Consider the following 18,256-nt stretch of genomic DNA (forward strand, 5'->3'; position numbering starts at 1 on the left):
ATATCCCGACTATTCTGTGGGAGAAACTCTCCACGGGTTCTCTGCAAGTGCGCCGACCACTGCACGACACGCTGTGGGGTGGTGGCCGCTGTCGGGCGGGCCAATGTGGTGGCCGGACTCGGCGACCGCGACCGTGACCACGGGCGAGCGGGGCTCGTGGTACGAGACCTACTCCAGGTGGATCGCCGGCCGGAACGGGACGGCGCTGTCGGCTTTCCCGTCGGGATCGACCGCGTCGGGGTCGTCCTCCGCGTAGACCTCGACGGTCGCGTCGAACTCGGATTCGAGGAAGGCCACGGCGTCCGCGTAGACGGCCCCCTCGTCGACGTCGGCCATCGCGGCGAGTTCCTCGTCGTCGCGCTCGCGGACCAGTTCCACGAGGTCCTGCACCAGGTCGTTGACCGCGTCGCCTCTCTCACGGAGGTCCGGGTCCTCCATGACCTGGCCCATGACCGCGCCCACGTCGGTGCCGGTCTCCCGAACGGTCTCGAACACGTCGCGTTTCCAGTCGGCGGCGACGTACACCCGGACCGTGTCGGGGTCCGTTCCGGTCACGTCCACGATGTCGTGGATGTCGTCGGTGACAGACTCGACCAACTGTTCCCGGCGCTCGACGCCCTCGTCGTCGAACTCGGGGTCGGGCTCGGGCCAGTCGGCGTCCTCGGCGGGTTCGCCGGTCAACCGCTCGTGGAGTTCGTTCGCCATGAACGGCACGAAGGGCGCGAGCAGGCGCAGTCGCGTCCGGAGCACCTCTCGGAGCGTCCACTTCGCGCCCGGCCGGTCGAGGTCCGCCCGTCGCCGGTACCACTTCAGGTGTTCCTCGAAGCTGTAGAAGATGGCCTGACTCGCCGTCCGGGTCTCGAAGCCGTCCATCGCCTCGGTGGCCTCCCGGATCGTGCCCTGCAGTTTCGAGAGCAGCCAGCGGTCGACGTGTTCGAGTTCGGGCCGTGCCTCCTCGTCGATGGCCACGTCGGTCGTCTCCTCGCCGTCGACTTCGAGGGTGATCTCCACCATCTCCTCGACGTCGTAGTCGATGACCTCCTCGGCTCGCGACCAGAACCGTTCGAGCTGATCGCGCGTACTCCCCACGAGGTCGTCCCGCCAGTCGTAGTCCTGCCACGGCTCCGCGGAGTTGAGCAGGAAAAAGCGGACGGTGTCGGCCCCGTACTCGTCGATTGCCTTCGAGGGCAACACGACGTGGCCCTTCGAGGAGGACATCGCTTCCCCTTCGAGCAGACCCATGCCCATGATGGTGATGCCCTGGGGCCAGTTGTCCTCGGAGAACAGTTCGCCGTGGTGGAACTGGAAGAAGGTCAGGTGGTTGTTGATGAGGTCGTTACCCGAGCAGCGCCAGTCGACGGGGTACCAGTGGTCGAACTCCTCGTGGAGGTCGAGGGCGCGCTCGTCGGGGTCGTCGACGGCGTCCTCGCCGTAGAACAGCGCGTCGAAGAAGTCGGGGTCGAGGTCCTCGGGCGGGACGTCCTCGATCCGGTGGGCGACGGTGTAGTAGGACATGTAGATCGTCGAGTCCGAGAGGGGTTCGATGACGAACTCGTCGTCCCACGGCAGGCGGGTGCCCAGCCCGTAGTTGCGGATGCAGGGCCACTCGTTGAGCCAGTCGATGGTGTGGTCGTACTGGTCGCGGGTGTTCTCCGGGATGGTCTCGAGGCCGGAAAGCACCCGGTGGGCCTTCTGCTTCCACTCGGCGTCGTTGTAGCGCAGGAACCAGGTGTCCTGTTTGGCGACCTCGACGTCGCCGCCACAGCGACAGACCACGTCCTCGGTGAACTCGTACATCTCGTCGAACGCGCCTTCGTCCTGGTAGTGATCGCGGAACTCCTCGCGGACGTTCTCGACGGTCATGCCCGCGAACTCGCCGTAGTCCTCGTGCATGATCCCCTGGTGGAACTCGGCCTGGTAGAGGTCGGCCGTCACGTCCTCCAGTTCGGGGTCCTCGGAGGACTCGATGCCGGCCGCCTCGACCGCCGTCCGGGCGGGGATCTCGCCGTACTCCTCGATGTCGAGGATCGGGATCGGCTCGATGGCGGCCACGTCGGCGGGGTCGATCCCGTACTCGCGCATCCGCTCGTCGTCGGCCTTTGCCTCCTGCAGCGCGAGGTAGTCGTCCGGCGAGTGGGCCGGGACCGACATGACGACGCCGGTGGCGTTGTCGGTGTCGACGAAGGTCGCCGGCAGGATCAGGACCTCCTCACCCGTGATGGGGTTGGTGACGGTCTCGCCGATCAGGTCCTCGCCGGTGAGTTCGTCCTGTATCTCGATCTCGCGTTCCTGCAGTTCGAGTTTCTCGACGGCCTCACGGGAGACGATCCACGCTTCGCCATCCACGTCGGCCCGCACGTACTCGCCGTCGGGGTGGGCGTAGGCGTTCGTGACACCGCGCACGGTTTCAGGGCGGAGGGTGGCCATCGGGGCGATCACGGAGTCGCCACCGATGTCGCCCTCGAACTTGACCAGAGTGTACTCCTGAAACTCGGCGGTCTCGCCTTCCAGGAGGTCGTGTGTCGTGACGGGATTTTCCTCGTCGGTGCAGTACTTGACGGGGTGGAGCCCCTTCTCCAGCAGCCCCTGCTCTTTGAGCCGCTCGTACTGCCAGGTGATGAACTTCGAGTAGCGCTCGTCGTTGGTGGTGAACTCCCGCCGCCAGTCGATGGAGAGCCCCAGCTGTTTCATCCCCGATTTGTAGTGGTTCTCGATGAAGTAGCGGGCGTAGCCCATCGGGGTTTCGAGGTCCTCGAGGGTGTCCTCGGGGACGTCGTAGGTATCTCGCAGGACCGACAGCTGATCTTCCTCGCCTTTCTTCAGGCGCTCGACGGCACCGATGATCGGCGTGCCGGTGACGTGCCAGGCGATGGGAAAGAGGACGTCGTCGCCCTGGAGCCGGCGATAGCGGGCGTACACGTCGGGGACGGTGTAGGTCCGGCAGTGGCCGATGTGCATCCCGCCGCTCGGATAGGGGTAGGGGACGGTGATGAAGGTGGGCTCGGTGTCCTCACCGGGGTCGGCCTCGTACCGCCCCGCCTCGGCCCAGCGCTCGCGCCACTCCGCCTCCAGTCGTTGAGGCTCGTAATCCATACGTGTCGGTTCCCCCTGCCAGCCTAAAAGAACTCCCTATCTGCCGAGTCAGTCCTCGCCCGGCAGGTCGGCGGGAACCCACTCGAGTTCGGGTGGCAACTCCGCGCCGAGGGTCGTCAACTCGACGGCGGTCCGCCGGTCGGGTTCGACCCACGTGAGGAGTCCCGCGTCGATCAGTTTCGGCAGATGGACGTGGTACAGCGAGGTCTCGACTTCGGTGTAGGCGGCGTCCGCATCGCCCGTCGTTTCGGCCGTGGCGACGTAGGTCGCCACGTGTTCGACCGGGACCGCGCGCCGCTCGTCGCGGAGGTACGCCAGCACGCGGCGGCGACGAGTGTGGGCCAGCGCCCTGAACACCTCGTTCCGGATGCCGTCCGCACGCGGCGACCCGACCCGACTCCCGCTTCGCTCCCCGGGGGGCTCCTCGTCACGCATCGTCTCTCCCTCGCTGGTCGTCACCCATTACCTTCCGTTTCGATGTCCTATCGTAAAAAAACTTCCAGCGAACCTACTTCTGTTGTCGCCGACCCCCTCAATCGAGCGTGACGACGCCATCGTCGAGCAGTTCGAGCAGGAGATCGCGGGCGTGGCCGTCGGGGTTCACGCCGGTCAGGACGCGCTCGACGGTCCCGTCGACGAGCACGAACGTCGTTCGCGGCGTCGACTGGCCGGGCGCGTCCCGGGGGACGCCGAAGGCCGCCGCCACCTCGCCGTCGGGGTCGGCCAGCAGGTCGAACTCGACGCCGGTCTCGTCGGCGAACGCGCGGTGGGACTCGACGTCGTCCGTCGAGACGCCGTAGACGGTGACGCCCGCGTCGTCGTAGCTCTCGCGCTCCCGTGCGAACTGTTCGGCCTCGGTGGTACACCCCGGCGTCCCGTCCTCGGGATAGAAGTAGACGACCGTCGGGTCCGAAAACGTCGGCGAGACGGTCTCGCCGTGCTGGTTCCGCGCCGTCACGTCGGGTGCCGGATCGCCCGATTCGAGCATACCCGGCGGTTCGACGGCCGGCGGGAAGTTCGTTGTGCTAGTTCACCGGGATGTCCGTCCCGCTACCGGCCTCCTGTTTCGGGAGCGTGATGGTCAGGACGCCGTTGTCGTAACTCGCCTCGGCGTCCTCCGTCCGGACGCGGTCGGGCAGCGGTACGGTCCGACTCATCGTGCGACGGGTCCGCTCCTGGCGGATGAACTGCTGGTCTTCGCTTTCGCCTCCCTCCTCGCTGGTCGTCTCCTGGCTGGCGGCGATCCGCACGGTCCGCGGATCCGGCAGCGTCACGTCGATGTCGTCGCTGGAGTAGCCGGGGACGTCGGCCGTGGCCTCGAAGGTCTCCCCGGTGTCGGCGACGTCGACGGCGACGCTCCCACCCAGTCCCGCTCCGGGCTCGAAGTCACCGAATTCGCTGCTGATCCGGTCGAACAGGCGGTCGATCTCCTCGAATGGGTTCTGTCGATTCATGGGCTCACCCCACCGGGAGTACGACGGCCTGCTAAAATTGTCTGTCGGCGACCGCAGGGTCGCCACCCGCCGGTCACTCGCTTCCCTCGGCGAGGTCCTCCGAGAGGTCGTCGACGGCCGCGCGCACCTCCTCGACGATGTCGTGCTGGCGCTCGGTCAGGTCGGCGGTCTCGGTGGCGGTCTCGTGGATCTCGGTCGCCGCCGTGGCGCTCTGTTCGACCGACGCCGTCACCTCCTCGATGTGGGCCGCCTGGTCGTCGTTGGCCGTCGCGATCTCCTCGGCCCCGTCGGCGGCGTCGGCGACGTGTTCGACGATCTCCTCGAGGGCACCCAGCGTCTCGCTGACGCGATCACTGACCTCGACGGCGCGGTCGTGTGCGCGCTCGACCTCCTCGACCGTCCGGTCGGTCTCGCCGGTGATCGCCTCGATCTCGTCGCCGATCTCCTCGGTGTGCTCGCGGGTCTGGTCCGCGAGGTCTTTCACCTCGTCGGCGACGACGGCGAACCCCTCGCCCGATTCGCCGGCCCGCGCCGCCTCGATGTTGGCGTTCAGCGCGAGGATGTTCGTCTGCTCGGCGATGTCGGCGATGATCTCCGCGACCGCCTCGATGTCGTCCATCCGCTCGGCCAGCCGGCCGACCGTCGCCTCCAGACTCTCGCTGGTCGCGAGGATGTCGTCGGCCGCCGCCTCGGCCTCCGCACCCGCTTCCTGCCCGCGGCGGGCGGCCTCGCGTGCGCTCGCGGCCGTCTCGGCCACCTCGTCGGTCGTCGCCGCGATCTCCTCCATGTTGGCGCTGAGCGACTCCATCTCCGCGCTGATCTCGTCGAGTCGGTCGTCCTGTTCGATCGCCCGGTCCTCGATGTCGGCCGCGTTGTCGGCCACGTCTCCCGCGACCGTCTCCAGCCGGGAGATTACGCCGGTCAGCCGCTCGGCGACCTGTTCCTGGCTCTCCTGGAGGCGGCGCTCCGTCTCGCGCAGCTCCGTCACGTCCTGCAGTGCCGTCACGGAGCCCGCGAGCTCGCCGTCGGCGTCGTACATCGGCGTGCTCGTGATCTGGACCAGGCGTTCCTCGTCGTCGTGGTTCAACAGTGTGGACTCGACCCCTCTGATCTGGGTCTCGTTTTCCATCGTCCGCTGGGCGGTCGTCGTCTTCGTCCCGTGGGTCTCCTCGGTACGGAACACCTCGTGGCCCTCCATCTCCGGGACGCGTTCGGGATCGAGCGCCATCAGATTCTGCATCGCCGGGTTGAAAAGGAGAATATTCGACTCGGCGTCCGTGACGACGATCGGAACGGGCAGGTCCTGCAACGCACGGACCCACTTCATCTCGGCGTCGTCGAAGTCGGCGTAGATGCCCGCTGCCTCCCCGCGCCGCTGTTGCTCTGACATCTCTGCCGGACGTTCTCACACCCCGTGCCTGAACGTTTCGGCGAGGTTATCGATCGCGATAACGCGGTTACTCGACCACGTGTTCGGTGTCGTAGGATCCGAGCCGGCGGACCCACCCGTCCTCGGCGATCGCATCGATCTCGTCGAGGGCTGCCTGCGTGCGGTCCTCGTAGAGGCCGGCCGCGATGTCGATGTGGAAGACGTAGTCGCCCAGCCGCTCGCCGCTGGGACGGGATTCGACGCGAGTCATGTTGATGTCCCGTTCGGCGAACGGTTCGAGCATCTCCAGCAGGAGGCCGGGGTAGTCGACGTTGGGGTAGACGATCAGCGAGGTCTTGCCGCCGCCCTCGGAGCGCTCGCTCTCGGGCGCGACGACGAGAAAACGGGTCGCGTTCGAGGACTGGTCCTGGATATCCTCGGCCAGCACCTCCAGATCGGTGCCGTTGGTCGCGTTCTCGGGGTGGCCGATGGCCGCGACAGACGGGTCCTCGCGGGCGCGCTCGACGCCACGGGCGGTCGAGGCGACGGCTTCGAGAGCGGCGTCGGGGTACTCGGCGTCGAGGTAGTCCCGGCACTGGGCCAGCGCCTGGGCGTGGCTGGCGACCAGTTCGAACTCCGGTCCCTGGGCGAGCAGGGCGTGGCGGATGGGCGTGATCAGTTCCCTGACGACCGCCACGTCGTGTTCGGCGAAGGCGTCGAGCGACTCGGTGACGCTGCCCTCGATGCTGTTCTCGACCGGGACGACCCCGCGGTCGTACTCGCCCGCTGCGACGGACTCGACGATGGCGGTCACCGACTCGGAAAAGGCGACCTCGTCGGCGACGGCCGTCGCGGCCCGGTGTGAGTAGGTCCCCGCCGGACCGAGCGTGAGTGCCTTCATCGGCGACGGCTTCGCTGCTAGCGGTAAAAAGCGTCGTGGTGTCACCCGGCTCGTCGAGGCCGCTCGACGATATCTTGATTCAGCGAGAGAATCCCGCCCTTCCCGTGAGGGACGAGTGTTCCGACGCTTAGTCGGAACCGAGGACCGAACAGGGCGGGAGTGAATCGCGTAACCTTCGATACCCAGCCGACATTGTTCCTCCCAGCAGGATATTCCACGCCGACCGAAAGATTAAGTCATTGTGCTGTCATAGGCTATGTATGGTGAATCTGGTCACGACCCGCACCATTACAGCTGCACTCACCAACGACCGTGAGAGTGTCGTGTGTGACCTTGATTCACTCGCTCGTTCCGGCAGTAAAATCTGGAACGTCGCTCGGTGGACTGCTGGCCGCATCTGGGACGAAACCGGTGAGATACCCGATGAAGGACCGCTTAAGTCCTACATGAAGAACCAACCGTGCTGGAAAGATTTGAACGCCCAATCAAGCCAGGCAATCATCGAAGAATTGGCTGGCGCTTTCCAGTCCTGGTTCGAACAAGACAACCCAGACGCCAACCCACCGGGCTACCGCAAACACGGCGACCAACGACCACGCTCAACAATCACGTTCAAAGAAGACGGCTTCAAACTCGACACCAAACACGAGCAGGTCCGACTATCGAAAGGGCAAAACCTGAAAGACGGCTGGAGTGACTTCATCCTCTGCGAATACGATACCGGTCCAGACGCAGACCTGACTGCCGTCGAAGACGTGCAACAGGTCCGCATCGTCTGGACCGGTGAGCAGTGGGAACTGCACTTTGTCTGTAAAGTTGCCATTGACGCCACTGACTTGTCTGGCGAGAAGACGGCTGGTGTTGACCTCGGTATCTGCAACACGGCGGCTGTCTCTGTTGGTGACGAGACGCTGTTGTATCCGGGGAACGCTTTGAAGGAGGACGCCCACTACTTCCGCCAGGAAGAATACGATACGGAAGGAGAAAACGGTCCCAGCACCCATGCTGAGTGGGCACGCCAGAAGAAATCACGGCGGCAGACCCACTTCCTGCACGCACTCTCGAAAGACATCGTAGAGCAATGTGCAGACCGTGGCGTGGAGACGATAGCGGTTGGACATCCGAAGGACATTCGTGCGAATGAAGACTGGGGTCGTCACGGGAACAAGCGTCTGCACGATTGGGCGTTTGAAACGGTGCTGAGTCACATCGAGTACAAGGCTGAAGAACGTGGTATCGAGGTAGAGCGTGTTGACGAGTACGAGTTAGCCACGTCGATAACCTGCTGTGCGTGCGGGATGAAAGCCGATTCGAACCGTGTCGAGCGTGGCTTGTACGTGTGTGAGAACTGCAAACTGGTCGCTAATAGCGACCTGAATGCGGCGGAGAATATGCGGGCGACGGTAACTCCGAGTCCTGCTGAGGATAGGAGTAACGGCTGTCTGGCCCAGCCTTCGGTGCGCCTGTTCGATACATCGACGGGGAGAGTAGCCCCTCAAGAACAGGTCTACCCGTAGACCGGCAAATATCCCAACGCTTGCGGTGCGGTTCGGGAAGCCTCGCCGTCGTCGGGCTACGCCCGACTGCTTGAGGGAGCTTCGCTCCCTCTCCGTTTACGGCGAGGAGGAGGTCACAGGCTGTACGTGTCGAACTTGGCAGTGACGACGCCTGCGCGGCCGTTCTGTTCCACCTTCACGTTCCGGGCCCGGGCGAACGTACCGCTGTTGTCGTTGGCCTCGATCCAGTCGTTGAGGTCGCTCGTGTTCACGTCGCCCTCGCCGCTGAAGACGAACACCCACTGGCGTTTCGTCGTGTCGCCGTTGACCGACAGGGACTCGCCGTTCGCCACCTGCCCCTCGAAGATGCCCGACTCGGCGTCGGCCTGGTCGGAACTGACCTCGTCGCTCCGGGTCTCGGCGCTAATACTGGTTCCACTGTCGAGCGTGTTCACGAGCGTCGAGAAATCGTCGTTGTTGCTCGTGGCGCGTGTCCCGTTGCCGCCCTTGGTGTCGATGATTCCCTCGACGACGTCCGTGGCCGACACAGCGTCCCAGTCGGAGCCAAACGGCGGTTCGACGCGCTGTCCGAAGACGATGGCGCTGTCGGCGACGGCCACTGCCTGTCTGACCGTGTCCGCGTCCGACGGCACGTACACCTCGTAGCCGCTGTAGTTCCCGTCGCTCTCGAACTCGGTGTTCGTGTCGTCTTCGAGTTCGGCGACCACCTCGCTCGTATCGTAGGATCCCTTGAGGACGCGCCCCTGGGGGAGCCTGAGATCCATGCTCACGTCCCGTCCGATCAGGCCGACCGTACTGTAGGTCCCCCTGAGCGCTCTGTACGTGTTCGGGTAGAACGACTTCCGGTTCTCGTAGATGGCCTGCTGATTCGTCACGTTGACGCTCATCCCGTCGGCGTCCTGATTGAACTGGTCGGCCGGATAGGCCCACTGCTGGTAGTCGCCCAGTCCACCGCCGCCGACGAACGGGATGGCGTCCGTGACCGCGTTACACCCTGCGAGCGCACCTGTACCCACCACAGCACTGGCGGTGAGAAACCGCCGACGTGTCTGTTCCATGTACCGTTCGTGTACGCTACAACATAAAATATATTCGATGATTGTGACGGGCTGTGACCGCGGAACACACCCGCAGGCCGACTGTCAGCGGCCGACAGCTCAGCGATTCAGCGTGTGGATGGCCGCCCCCATCGCGTTGGCGGCTGCCTCCATCACCGCCTCCGAGAGCGTCGGGTGGGTGTGGACCGTCGCCACCAGATCCTCCAGCGTCGCCCCCATCTCGATGGCCAGGCCGACCTCGGCGATCAGTTCGGAGGCCTCGGGACTCACGATCTGGGCGCCGAGGACGAACCCGTCGGCCCCGTCGGCGACGATCCGGACGAACCCGTCGGTGTCGTCGTGGGTGAGCGCCCGCCCGGACGCGCGCAGGGGCAACTCCCCGACGACCGGATCGAAACCAGCCTCCTCGGCCTCACGTTCGGTCAGCCCCACGGTCCCGATCTCGGGGTCGGTGAACACCGCCGCGGGGATCGCCTGCTGGTCCATCGCGGCCGGTTCGCCCGCGATCACTTCCGCTGCGACCTCGCCCGCCTTCATGCCTTCGTGGGCGAGCATCGGCTCACCGGCCACGTCGCCGACCGCGAAGACGTGCTCGACGTTCGTGCGTGCCCGGTCGTTCGTCGGGACGAACCCGTCTTCGTCGGTTTCGACGCCCGCTGCCTCCAGGTTCACGGTGTCGGTCACCGGCTGACGGCCGACCGCCACCAGCGCCTTCGTCGCGTCGTACTCCGAGACGGTTCCGTCCTCGCCCTCGGTGACGACCGTCAGTCCGTCCTCTCGCTCGCTCCAGTCGGCGGCGGCCTCCCCGAAGTGAAAGTCGATACCCAGTGACTTCGCGCGCTGGGTGACCACGCGGGTCACGTCGGCCTCGTACATCGGGAGCGCCTGATCGAGTGCTTCGACGACCGTCACGTCGCTGCCGGCCTTGGCGAACACCGTCGCCAGTTCCATGCCGATGTAGCCGGCCCCGACGACGAGCAACTCGTCGGGCACCGTCTCAAGCGCCAGGGCGTGCCGCGAGGAGAGGATCCGCTCGCCGTCGAATGGCAGGTCGGGGAGTTCGATCGGTCGACTCCCCGTCGCGACGATCGCGTGCTCGAACTCCACCGACTCCGAGCCCTGGCCCTCGCCGCCGTGGGCGATCCGCGCCGTGTTCTCGTCGGTGAACTCGGCGGTCCCCTCGATGAGGTTGACGCCGTTGCCCTTGCAGAGCCGCTCGACGCCGGTCGTGAGCTGGTCGACCACCTCGTCCTTCCAGCCCATCATGCCGGCCATGTCGATGGCGGGGTCGGCGTGGACGCCCATGTGTTCGGCCGTGCGTGCCTCGTGGGCCACGTCCGTCGCGGAGACGAGTGCCTTCGAAGGAATGCAGCCGTGGTTGAGGCAGGTCCCGCCGTAGGCGTCCTTTTCGACGAGGGTCACGTCCAGGTCGAGCTGGGCGGCCCGGATCGCCGCCACGTACCCGCCGGGGCCCGCGCCGATTACCAGTACGTCGGTGCCAGTCGCGATGTCGCCGACGACCATACGCCGGCAACGCACCCCCGGACTTTGAGTGTGCGGGTTGGCTTTTATCCGTCGTCGCCCCGTCCTTCGTCCATGGACGACCAACTGTTCTCGCGGACCGACCGCCGCGACGCCGCGGCGACCGCGGCCCTGCTGCGCTCGCTCGCGGACGACCTCGAAGCCGGCATCGGATTCGACGCCCTGGCCGGGGAGGACGTCGACGTCGGCATCCCGACCGAGATGGACGTCGAGTTCCTGGTGGGCCAGCGGACGCCCGACGACGGGACGGAGGAACGCGAACTGGGGGTGGAACTGACGTGGGATCCGGCCGACGAGCGAGCGGCCGAGGAGACCGAATCGGCCGGGACCGACGGCCCGCCGACGACGGACGCGGCAGACACGACGGCCAGTCCCACGAACGCCCCGGGCGAGGTCGGCCGGGTCGACTCGCAGGCCGCCTTCGAGGTGTTCCGGGACAAGGCCGACGAGTGGCGCTGGCGGCTCCGCCACCAGAACGGCAACATCGTCGCCGACAGCGGTGAGGGGTACAACCGCAAGCGCGGCGCGATGAACGGGCTGGAGAGCGTCCAGCGCAACGCACCGGGCGCGGACGTAGAGCTAGAGGACTAGTCGCCGGCCGCAGCGCTACTTCCGTCGGACGAGCGGTCGGCGTCGCTGGAACTCTCGTTCCGATCTCGTCGACCCTGTCGTATCCACGCGATTCCGAACGCGACCGCGTACAGTACCGCGGGCGCAGCTGCGGCCCCCGTGAGCGCGAACGCCACCGGGTCGAGGACCGCTCGATACAGCGGCGGCACGCCGAACTGGGTCAGCGGTGGGAGAAACCGCGTCGCCACCGCGGCCAGGACCCAGGGCGCGGCCGCCAGCAGAACCCGCCAGTTCTCGCGGACCTGTCCGCTGCCCGTTCCCGGCCAGTCGGCCCACGGTCGGGACCCCGCGAGCGCGTCCGCACGTGCGGCGACGTATACGAACGCCATCACGATTCCGGCCACCCGAAGACCGAGCGCCACGGTCCCGGCCGCTCGGTAACCGCGCATCATGGTCTCCGCGAGAACGGCGACGAAACTCCACAGCAACAGGATCTCGGCCACGGCGACGGTCTCGACGAACAGTCGTTTCGGATCGAGTGTGGAGGGCACGGAGGAAGATGTCAATGCGAGTCAAAAAGTGCGCCGATTCTTCGCCGGTGTTACTCCAGCAGGAGCAACGTCGGGTCCCGCAGGTACTCCTTGAGGGTGTTCGTGAACCGGGCGGCCTCCGCGCCGTCGATCACGCGGTGGTCGATGGACAGCGAGAGGGTCATGACGTGGCGGGGGACGACCTCGCCGCCGACCGACTGTTCGCTCGGGAACATCCCCTCCTCGTCGCCGCTCACGGTTCCACCGTTCGCGCGTTCCGAGGCGCTTCGCGCCTCGCGCTCCACTACCCACGGCCGTTTCTTTATCGCCCCCAAGCCGAGAATCGCGGTCTCGGGGTAGTTGATGATCGGCGTGGCGTACTCCCCGCCGATGGCTCCGAAGTTGGTGATGGTGAACGTGCCGCCCTGCATCTCCTCGCGGCTGATCGATCGATCGCGGGCCTTCCCGACCAGCTCGTCGGCCTCGTCGGCGATTTCGAGCAGGGATTTCTTTCCGGCGTCCCGAACGACCGGTACCATCAGCCCGGCGTCGGTGGCGGTCGCGATGCCGATATTGTAGTCGCCGCGTGTGACGATCTCCTCGCTCTCCTCGTCCAGCTGGGAGTTGAGGATGGGGTACTCCCGGAGCGCGGCGACGACGGCCTTCACGACGAAGGGCAGGTAGGTGAGCTTGCTGCCCCGTTTTTCGGTTCGCTCCGTGAGAGCCTCGCGGGCCTCGACCAGTTCGGTCACGTCCACCCGGTCGTGGTGGGTGACGTGCGGAGCGGTGAATTTCGACCGCTCCATCTGTTGGCCGATGGTCCGCCGGACCCCGCGGTAGGGGATCCGCTCCTCCGAGCCGGCGGCGACTTCGCGGTCGACGTGCTCGCCGCCCTGCCCGTCGCCGCCGGCCGCGACTGCTTCGGCGTCGGCCGCCTGCGCCTCGCGCTGGCGCTCGGCGTACTCCCGGACCGCCTCGGTCGTCACGACGGCCTCGCCGTCGCGCTCCTCGGTCGCGGGCACCGCGTCGATGTCCACGTCCAGATCCTTCGCGACGCCGCGGGTCGCCGGGGTCGCCAGGGTTCGGTCGCGGTCGGCTGGTTCCGCCTCCGCAGAAGCGGATCTCGCCCCCTCGGTCGTCGGCTGTTCGCCCTCGACGACGGTGGGCTGGGCCCCGCCTAGGGGCTCCTCTGCCTCGGCGATGGCTTCTTCGGCCGCGTCCCCGTCGATTTCCGCGGTGTCGGACTCGGCGGACTCGGCCGTCTCGGTCGTGTCTGCCGGGGATTCGTCCGTCTCGGCCGCGGTGTGAACGTCCATCTCCGTGATGCGCCCGCCCGGCCCCGAGCCGTCGACTGCGGTGAGGTCGACGCCGAGTTCGCGGGCCAGTCGGCGGGCGCTGGGCGCGGCGAACACCCGGCCGCCGGACTCGCCGTTGGTGCTCGGTCCGGCGGGCTCGTCGGCCGGCTCGCCCTCGTCGTCGCCGGCCTCGGTCGCCGTCGCTCCTTCGTCGCCCGCGGTCGCTTCCTCGGCCTCCTCACCCTCCACCTCGAAGACGATGATGACCTCGCCGACGGGGACGACCTCGCCGGCTTCGGCGCGCAGTTCTTTGACCGTGCCGTTCACCGGCGAGGGGACCTCGACGACGGCCTTGTCGGTCTCGACCTCGGCGACGGGCTGGTCTTCCGAGACGGTGTCGCCCGGTTCCACGAGCCACTGGACGATCTCGCCCTCGGCGACGCCCTCGCCCACGTCGGGGAGTTTGAACTCACGGACCATCTTAGAACTCCACGGTCTCGCGAATGCCGTCCTCGATCCGTGCGGCCTCCGGCAGGTAGTAGTCCTCCAGCGCGTACAGCGGGTAGGGCGTGTCGAAGCCCGTCACCCGGTTGATGGGGGCCTCCTGGTAGAGCAGGACGTCCTCCTGGATCGTGGCGATGATCTCGCAGGCCAGCCCCCCGGTCTTGGGGGCCTCGTGAACGACGACCGCGCGCCCGGTCTTCTTGAACGACTCCTTGATGGCTTCCTCGTCCATCGGCGAGAGCGTCCGGAGGTCGACCACCTCGCAGTCGATCCCCTCCTCGGCGAGGTTCTCGGCGGCCTCCATCGTCGGGCGGGTCATCGCGCCCCAGGTGAACACGGACACGTCGGTCCCCTCACGGCGGACCGCGGCCTCACCGAGCGGGACGGTGTAAGACTCGTCAGGGACCTCCTCACGGAACGCCCGGTAGATGAGTTTGGGTTCGAGGAAGATCACCGGGTCCGGATCGCGGATGGCGCTCGCGAGCAGGCCCTTCGTGTCGTAGGGAGTCGACGGGATGACCACCTTCAGGCCGGCCTCGTGGACGAAGAAGGCCTCCTTGGACTCGGAGTGGTGTTCCGGGGCTCGGATGCCGCCGCCGTAGGGGGCCCGGACGACGAGCGGGCAGGTGAAGCGGCCGCGGCTACGGGTGCGCAGGCGGGCGGCGTGGGAGACGATCTGGTCGAAGGCGGGGTAGATGAACCCCATGAACTGGATCTCCGTGACCGGGCGGAGGCCGTAAGCGGCCATGCCGACGGCGGTGCCGACGATGCCCGACTCCGCGAGCGGCGTGTCGATCACCCGGTCGTCGCCGAACTCCTCGATGAGGCCCTGGGTGGCCCGGAAGACGCCGCCGTTCTCGCCCACGTCCTCGCCCATCACGAGGACGTCCTCGTCACGTTGCATCTCGCCGTAGAGGCCGTCCCGGACGGCCTGTACGAGCGTGAGGTCCTGCGCGCCGGTCTCGGTGTCGGTTGCCTGACTCATGTTATTCGAGGAGGGCGTCGTCGCCGTGTGCCTCTCTGACGCGCTCGAAGTACTCTACCTGTTGCTGTAAGCGTTGGGGCATATCCGCGTAGACGTGTGCGAACATCTCTTCCGGTTCGGGGCGTTCGACCGCCTCCGCGGCGTCGATGGCCTCGGCCACCCGATCGGAGTTTTCCTGCTCGATGGCGTCGACTGCCTCGTCGTCGAGCAGCCCCCGCTCCCGGAGAAAGGCCTCGAGCCGCGGGATGGGATCCTTGCGCTTCCACTCCTCGACCTCGGCGTCGTCGCGGTAGACCGAGGGGTCGTCGGCGGTCGTGTGCGCGCCGAATCGGTACTGGACGGCCTCGATCATCGTCGGCCGTAACTCGTCTTCACCCGGATCTTTGGCCTTCTCCACGGCCTCGCGGGTGACCTTGTACACGGCGAGGGGGTCCATCCCGTCGACCTGGACGCCCTCGAAGCCGTAGGCGTGAGCCTTCTGTGCCAGCGTCGCGCTCGCGGTCTGGCGCTCCCGCGGGACCGAGATGGCCCACTGGTTGTTGTTACAGAAGAACACGGTCGGAGTGTCGAACACGCCTGCGAAGTTCATGCCCTCGTGGAAGTCGCCCTCGCTGGTCGCGCCGTCCCCGAAGTAACAGAGGAAGGCCTTGCGTTCGCCTTTCAGCTTCGAGGCCCAGGCCGCCCCGGTCGCGTGGGGAATCTGCGTGGCGATGGGGACCGCCATCGTGAACATGTTGACGTCCTCGGGAACGGCGTTGCCGCCCTCGTGGCCCATCCAGAACAGCAGGACCTGTTTCAGGGGGACCCCGCGGACGACCGCCGCGCCGGCCTCCCGATAGCTCGGGAACAGCCAGTCCTCGGCGTCCAGCGCGTGCGCGCTCCCGATCTGTGATGCCTCCTGGCCGGAAAGGGGAGGATAGGTGCCCATCCGGCCCTGTCGCTGGAGGCTCACGGCCCGCCGGTCGAAGTGGCGGGCCAGTGTAATCTCCCGATACATGTCGACGAGCTCGTCGTCACCGAGGTCCGGGACCGTCGCGCCCTCCCGGACCTGGCCGTCTTCGTCTAAGATCTCGACCCGCTCGCCCGGGTCACGCTGTAGGGTACTCATACTGACCTCCGACAACACATACCATACACGTCGCGTCGCTCGCTAATATGCTTTTGGCAAATAGATTTCGTTACCACGGAATCTTGCGTGTCGAAGCGTGGTGAACGCAGGCGACCCAGCCTAGAAATCTGCAATCGTCGGATTCGGCGGGTGGATACTAAATGAGTATTAAATTCGCTTGCCTGCGCTCGCTGATTTCCGCCGACTCTCGACGGGCAGAGCTCCGTTCACAGAAGACTTATCATCCAAATCGCTTTTTCCAGAAACGTGTCAAAACGTTACTACGGGATCGAGCACGGGGATTCGTTCCGGTTCCTCGTGCAGTATCTCGTCGCCACCACGGCGATTCTCTTGGCGGGCCGGGTCGGCGTCTTGCCTGGGTCGCTGGAGCCGCTGATCCGGTTTCAGGGATTCGAGGCGATCATCGTCCCGATCCAGTGGATGATGTATCTCGTCGTCGCGTTCGCCATCGTGGTGATCGCCGGTGTTTTTCGACCGGGGACGAACGTCCCCGAGGACAGTTCCGGGCCAGGGACAGCCGGAAGTGACAGGACCCGCTCGGCCTTCGACCGGGTCACCTTCCTTACCGTGTTCGCCACGACCGTCGGTGCCGTCGTCGGTGCCGGACTGATCGTCGCGGTGCCCGACTGGCTCTCGACGGTGCTCCCGGTCGTCGCGCTGTCGGCCGCGGCCGTCTCGCTCGCCTTCGCTGGCCTTGCCCTACCTGAGAGAACCGTCGGTACGGTGTTGCTGACTGCCGGTGGGACCGTTTTCCTGTTGCTGTTCCCAATCGTCACCTACCCGGTGCTGGAATTTTTCGGACTCGTCCTCGCGGCCGTCGTTGCGCTTCCGGCGCTGGTCTTTGTCCGTGGCTCGGTGCGCAGGAATCCACCGATCGACGGTCGCTTCGCGGTCGCGGTCGCGCTCGTCTTCGCCCTCTTCGCCGGCGGCGCGATGGCTCACGACCTGTCCGGCCCGCAGCCGACCGTCTCGCTGGACCACGACTCGACGGTGAACCTCTCCGAGGTGACGATGCGAACGTACTCGTATAGCGACGTCGGCGAGCAACGCGCGACGATCTCGGTCGGAGCCCTCACAGTCCGCAACGAGTTCGACTTCGCGCGGACGACCGACCTGCCGTCCTACGACGTGTGTCTGTACGGGGCGGACGGGACCGAACTCAAAACCACGTTCGGCCTGGCGTCGGTCGCCGAGGGTGACGACTGGATCCAGAGCGAGGACGAGGTCCGTCTCCCCGGGGAAAGCCGCCACCGCTACCCCGTCTTCGTCCTCTTCGAGGATCGCGTGTCCCGCGTCCCGGCCGAAATCCGCGACCTCGGACCCGTCCCGGTCCGTCGAGCCGAGAGTTGTCCCGAGACCACCGACGGGCCGACGCTGGTGTTGGTTCCTGACGACGGACGTGGCCGACGATAATCGTCACTCACTGTAACGGACGGTCACGATCATGCCGGGTCGTCGCGGAACCGCGTGATCGGAACGTCCGAGATACTGTCGTAATCGTCGTCGGCACCGACGAGCAGCGTGCCGTCGACGTGGGTCGCCGTCGCGAGTGCGAACGCGTCTCCGAGTGCGGGTGCGTGGCGGGACTTGAACTCCGAGGCGAGTCGCCACGTCTCTGCCGTGTCGATCCGTTCGATCCCGCTCTCTTCGAGTACGTCGACGATCATCTCGGCGCGTTCTTCGCTGTCGAGCCCTCGCACGACGTAGTGGACTTCAGCGAGGTTGACTGCCGAGATGTATCCCGCCACAGATCCCTCCACGCCGCCGATGTATCGCTCGACGACGTCACTCCCAGGTTCGTCACGGAAGTACGCGATGAGCGGTTCGGCGTCGAAGACGACCGTCTCGGGCAGCTTGTCTCTCATTCGTCCGTCCCATCGGTTTCGTCGCGCTCGCGGTCGCGCAACTCCGTCTCCCTGGCGGTGTCACGCTCTCGACTCTCACGGAGCCGTTCGGTAGCCGTCCGCCCATCGTCGTCGGTTTTCCCTGCCAGTATGCCCCGGAGATCGGTCGCCGAGCGAATCGGCCGCACGGCGATTTCGCCATCTTCCGTCCGCACGAACTTCACCCGTCCCGGCGTGTCGATTCCCAACTCCTCCCGGAACTCCTTGGGAATCGTCGCCTGCCCCCGCGACGACACCGAGACCACTTTCTCTGATTCTGTTCCACTCATATTCTCTCTATCCATTACTTCGAGAGATTCATACTAAACGTTGTTGCTGACGCCGCCGGGCCGTCGCCCTCGTAACTGATTGTACCTCACCGGTCCGCTTGCGTCTGCTCACGTCACGCGGTCGGCGACACAAGGC

The 18,256-nt window shown here is 66.3% G+C and carries 17 protein-coding genes; 3 read left to right on the forward strand and 14 right to left on the reverse strand.

Annotated features, from left to right (window positions below; genetic code table 11):
• Positions 1–168 precede the first annotated feature (168 nt).
• From leuS to pheA, 6 genes are all read right to left on the reverse strand, one after another.
• Entirely contained in the window at positions 169–3,093 is a 2,925-nt protein-coding gene (gene leuS, locus BV210_RS10000; protein ID WP_077206531.1) for a leucine--tRNA ligase, read from the reverse strand.
• Between the two features lie 48 nt (positions 3,094–3,141).
• Entirely contained in the window at positions 3,142–3,552 is a 411-nt protein-coding gene (locus tag BV210_RS10005) for a hypothetical protein (RefSeq protein WP_077206532.1), read from the reverse strand.
• Positions 3,553–3,625: 73 nt separating this feature from the next.
• Positions 3,626–4,081: a peroxiredoxin gene (locus BV210_RS10010; RefSeq protein WP_077206533.1), complete on the reverse strand. Its 456-nt coding sequence runs from the start codon at positions 4,079–4,081 to the stop codon at positions 3,626–3,628.
• A gap of 37 nt (positions 4,082–4,118) precedes the next feature.
• Entirely contained in the window at positions 4,119–4,547 is a 429-nt protein-coding gene (locus tag BV210_RS10015) for an Hsp20/alpha crystallin family protein (RefSeq protein WP_077206534.1), read from the reverse strand.
• A 73-nt stretch (positions 4,548–4,620) separates the two neighbouring features.
• Positions 4,621–5,937: a methyl-accepting chemotaxis protein gene (locus tag BV210_RS10020; RefSeq protein WP_077206535.1), complete on the reverse strand. Its 1,317-nt coding sequence runs from the start codon at positions 5,935–5,937 to the stop codon at positions 4,621–4,623.
• 67 nt (positions 5,938–6,004) lie between these two features.
• The gene (pheA, locus tag BV210_RS10025; protein ID WP_077206536.1) at positions 6,005–6,817 is read right to left on the reverse strand and encodes a prephenate dehydratase; all 813 of its coding nucleotides are present in this window, start codon (positions 6,815–6,817) and stop codon (positions 6,005–6,007) included.
• Between the two features lie 260 nt (positions 6,818–7,077).
• Between pheA and BV210_RS10030 the strand changes: the two genes are divergently transcribed.
• Entirely contained in the window at positions 7,078–8,334 is a 1,257-nt protein-coding gene (locus tag BV210_RS10030; protein WP_157525959.1) for an RNA-guided endonuclease TnpB family protein, read from the forward strand.
• A gap of 113 nt (positions 8,335–8,447) precedes the next feature.
• On the opposite strand, the gene BV210_RS10035 is transcribed toward BV210_RS10030, so the two are convergent.
• Positions 8,448–9,392 (reverse strand): hypothetical protein, encoded by a 945-nt coding sequence (locus BV210_RS10035; protein ID WP_077206537.1) that lies wholly within the window; start codon positions 9,390–9,392, stop codon positions 8,448–8,450.
• Positions 9,393–9,491: 99 nt separating this feature from the next.
• The gene (lpdA, locus tag BV210_RS10040; RefSeq protein ID WP_077206538.1) at positions 9,492–10,916 is read right to left on the reverse strand and encodes a dihydrolipoyl dehydrogenase; all 1,425 of its coding nucleotides are present in this window, start codon (positions 10,914–10,916) and stop codon (positions 9,492–9,494) included.
• A 72-nt stretch (positions 10,917–10,988) separates the two neighbouring features.
• Here lpdA and BV210_RS10045 point away from each other — a divergent pair, with 72 nt between their 5' ends.
• The gene (locus tag BV210_RS10045) at positions 10,989–11,525 is read left to right on the forward strand and encodes an HVO_2922 family protein (RefSeq protein ID WP_077206539.1); all 537 of its coding nucleotides are present in this window, start codon (positions 10,989–10,991) and stop codon (positions 11,523–11,525) included.
• On the opposite strand, the gene BV210_RS10050 is transcribed toward BV210_RS10045, so the two are convergent.
• From BV210_RS10050 to pdhA, 4 genes are read right to left on the reverse strand one after another with little or no spacing between them, the layout of a single operon-like run.
• Positions 11,522–12,055, reverse strand: a complete 534-nt coding sequence (locus BV210_RS10050; protein ID WP_077206540.1) for a hypothetical protein — start codon at positions 12,053–12,055, stop codon at positions 11,522–11,524. The genes BV210_RS10045 and BV210_RS10050 overlap by 4 nt on opposite strands.
• 50 nt (positions 12,056–12,105) lie before the next feature.
• Positions 12,106–13,809, reverse strand: a complete 1,704-nt coding sequence (locus BV210_RS10055; RefSeq protein WP_077206541.1) for a dihydrolipoamide acetyltransferase family protein — start codon at positions 13,807–13,809, stop codon at positions 12,106–12,108.
• Position 13,810: 1 nt separating this feature from the next.
• Entirely contained in the window at positions 13,811–14,818 is a 1,008-nt protein-coding gene (locus tag BV210_RS10060) for an alpha-ketoacid dehydrogenase subunit beta (protein ID WP_077206542.1), read from the reverse strand.
• Between the two features lies 1 nt (position 14,819).
• Entirely contained in the window at positions 14,820–15,926 is a 1,107-nt protein-coding gene (gene pdhA, locus BV210_RS10065; RefSeq protein WP_077208032.1) for a pyruvate dehydrogenase (acetyl-transferring) E1 component subunit alpha, read from the reverse strand.
• Positions 15,927–16,193: 267 nt separating this feature from the next.
• Here pdhA and BV210_RS10070 point away from each other — a divergent pair, with 267 nt between their 5' ends.
• Positions 16,194–17,360, forward strand: a complete 1,167-nt coding sequence (locus tag BV210_RS10070) for a hypothetical protein (protein ID WP_077206543.1) — start codon at positions 16,194–16,196, stop codon at positions 17,358–17,360.
• A gap of 29 nt (positions 17,361–17,389) precedes the next feature.
• On the opposite strand, the gene BV210_RS10075 is transcribed toward BV210_RS10070, so the two are convergent.
• Together BV210_RS10075 and BV210_RS10080 are read right to left on the reverse strand one after the other, a co-directional pair.
• Positions 17,390–17,812, reverse strand: coding sequence for a PIN domain-containing protein (locus tag BV210_RS10075; protein WP_077206544.1), 423 nt, complete (start codon positions 17,810–17,812; stop codon positions 17,390–17,392).
• On the reverse strand, positions 17,809–18,120 hold the full coding sequence (locus BV210_RS10080; RefSeq protein ID WP_077206545.1) for an AbrB/MazE/SpoVT family DNA-binding domain-containing protein: 312 nt from the start codon (positions 18,118–18,120) through the stop codon (positions 17,809–17,811). Before BV210_RS10080 ends, BV210_RS10075 begins: the two co-directional genes overlap by 4 nt.
• Positions 18,121–18,256 lie beyond the last annotated feature (136 nt).

Source organism: Halorientalis sp. IM1011 (assembly GCF_001989615.1).
In the GTDB taxonomy this organism is placed as follows: domain Archaea; phylum Halobacteriota; class Halobacteria; order Halobacteriales; family Haloarculaceae; genus Halorientalis.